Origin of the sequence: Streptomyces sp. 7-21 (assembly GCF_016741785.1) — a bacterium.
Lineage (GTDB): Bacteria > Actinomycetota > Actinomycetes > Streptomycetales > Streptomycetaceae > Streptomyces.
Window position 1 is genome coordinate 1 of the sequence record NZ_JAERRL010000031.1, and the last position, 2,320, is coordinate 2,320.

The 2,320-nt window shown below is 73.6% G+C and carries 1 protein-coding gene and 1 pseudogene; both read right to left on the reverse strand.

Translation table 11 applies throughout. The features are described 5' to 3' along the window. Positions 1-2,191, reverse strand: a 2,191-nt coding sequence (locus tag JK356_RS21405; protein WP_201870341.1) for an ABC transporter permease, incomplete at its 3' end; no start/stop codon positions are given. After that, positions 2,188-2,320: pseudogene (locus JK356_RS21410) on the reverse strand (ABC transporter ATP-binding protein); the annotation flags it as partial. The pseudogene JK356_RS21410 and the gene JK356_RS21405, both read right to left, overlap by 4 nt.

The following is a 2,320-nucleotide window of genomic DNA, read 5'->3' on the forward strand; positions in this document are numbered from 1 at the left end:
GGTTCAGCGCGGCGCCGATCTCGTCCTCCAGCAGCTGCTTGTAGCTGTCCTGGTCGTGCACCTCAAGCTGCGGGAACGCCGCGAGCGCGTCCTCCAGCGCCGCCTGCGCGGCGTCCTGCTGTCCCTCCTCGGCCTTGGCGAACATCACCACGTTCAGCGGGACCTGGTCGGCCGGCAGGTACGACCGGGCGGTGTCCAGGCTCATGTACATGGCCCCCTGGTCGAGGAGCGTGTCCTCGGAGGTGATCGCGCCGAGCGTCAGCGTGGCGGTGTCGCCGCCGGTGAACGACACGGACAGCTCGTCGCCGATCTCAAGGCCGTGGCGTTCGGCGAAGGACTCGCCCACGGAGATCTGGTCCGGCTCGTAGGCGGCGGCCTGCTCGCCCGCCACGGTGGGCGTCACGAGGTCCTCGGCATAGGTGGGGTCCGCCGCGATGACGTCTTCCTGCTCGGTTTCCCCGTCCGGCGTGGTGATCTCCACGCTGACGGCCGTGTACTCCGTGACGTGCTCCAGCCCGGGCGTGCCGGCCACGGCCTGCGCCGCCTGCGGGGTGATCAGGCCGCCGGACGACGGCTCGATGATGAAGTCGGCGCCAACGGTGCGGTCGAGCTGGTCGGAGGCGGAGGCGACGACCGAGGTGGCCACGACCGACAGCGCCCCCACCAGCGCCAGGCCGATCATCAGGGCACCGGCGGTGGCGCCGGTGCGGCGCGGATTGCGCAGCGCGTTCCGGCCGGCCATGCGCCCGACGGAGCCGAAGCCGCGCAGCACCACGGCGTTGAGCAGGCGCACCACCACGGCGGCCAGCAGCGGGCCGACGACGATGGCGCCCGCCAGCGTCAGCAGCAGCCCGAGCCCCAAGAACGGCGCGCCGTCGGCCGTGTCCTCGGCCGCGGCCGCGGCCACCAGCGCCGCGGCGCCGGCGCCCGTCAGCAGCAGCCCGAGTGCCGCCCGCACCCGGCCGGTCCGGCCCTCGCCGTGCGCCGCGCCGCCGGAGGCGGCCTCGCGCAGCGCGGCCATCGGCGAGACGCGGCCCGCGCGCCGGGCGGGCAGCCAGGCGGCCAGCAGCGTGGCCAGCACGCCGGTCGCCAGGCCGGCCACGGGGGTGGCGGCCTTCACCGTCACCTGCGAGGAGTCGATGTTGACGCCCGCGGAGTTCATCAGCTCGATGAGCCCCATGGCCAGGCCGATGCCCGCCACGACGCCGGCGGCCGAGCCGGTCAGGCCGAGCAGCAGCGCCTCGGTCAGCACCGTGCGCGCGGTCTGGCGCCGGTTGGCGCCGATGGCGCGCATCAGCCCGATCTCGCGGGTGCGCTGGGCGACCAGCATGGAGAAGGTGTTGACGATCAGGAAGATGCCGACCAGGACCGCGATCGCGGCGAAGCCGAGCATGCCGTACCGGATGACGTCGAGGAAGCCGGTCTCGGCGCTCATGGCACTGGTCGTCTCCTGACGGGTGTCCACCTCGAGCGGCACGCCTGCCGCGAGGTCCGCCTCCTCGATGCGCCGCTTCAGCGCGTCGTCGCTGACGCCGTCCTCGGCCTGGATATGGATCTCGCTGACCACGTCGGGCGCGCCCAGCAGCGTGGTGCGCGCCGCCGCCGGCTCCAGCAGCAGGTAGGCGGCACCGGGGTTGGTGTCCCGGAACGACGCCAGGCCCGTGATCTCGACGGTCTCCCGGCCGTCGACGGTGATCAGGTCGATCTCGTCGCCGATGGCCACCTCGTTGGTCTCGGCGGTGTCGGAGTCGAGCAGCGCCTCGCCCGGCCCCGCGGGCTCGCGGCCCTCGCTGAGGTCCATGACGCGCTGGACCGCCGGCCCCCAGTCGCCGCCGAAGACAGGGCCGGAGGCGTCGAGGGTGTCGCCGTCCGCTCCGACGAGCGTGAGCTGCTCGTTGACCACCGTGCCGTCGGCGGCGGCGACGCCCTCGACGTCGCGCACGCGCTCGACCAGCGAGGCAGGCAGCGTGGCGCCGCGGCCGGTCTCCTGGGCGTTGTCGTCCTCGGCGGGCGAGATGGTGACGTCGGCGGCGACCGCGTCGAAGAACCGGTCGAAGGTGGTGTTCAGCGTGTCGCTGAAGACGAGGGTGCCGGAGACGAACGACACCGACAGCGCGATCGCGAGGCCCGACAGCAGCATCCTCGCCTTGTGCGAGAAGAAGCTGCGCAGGGAGGTCTTCAGGACGGTCACGCCACCCTCCCCCGGGCGTCGAAGCGGCGCATCCGGTCCAGGACCTGCTCGGCCGTGGGGCTGGCCATGTCGTCCACGACGCGGCCGTCGGCCAGGTACAGCACGCGGTCGGCGTAGGCGGCGGCCACC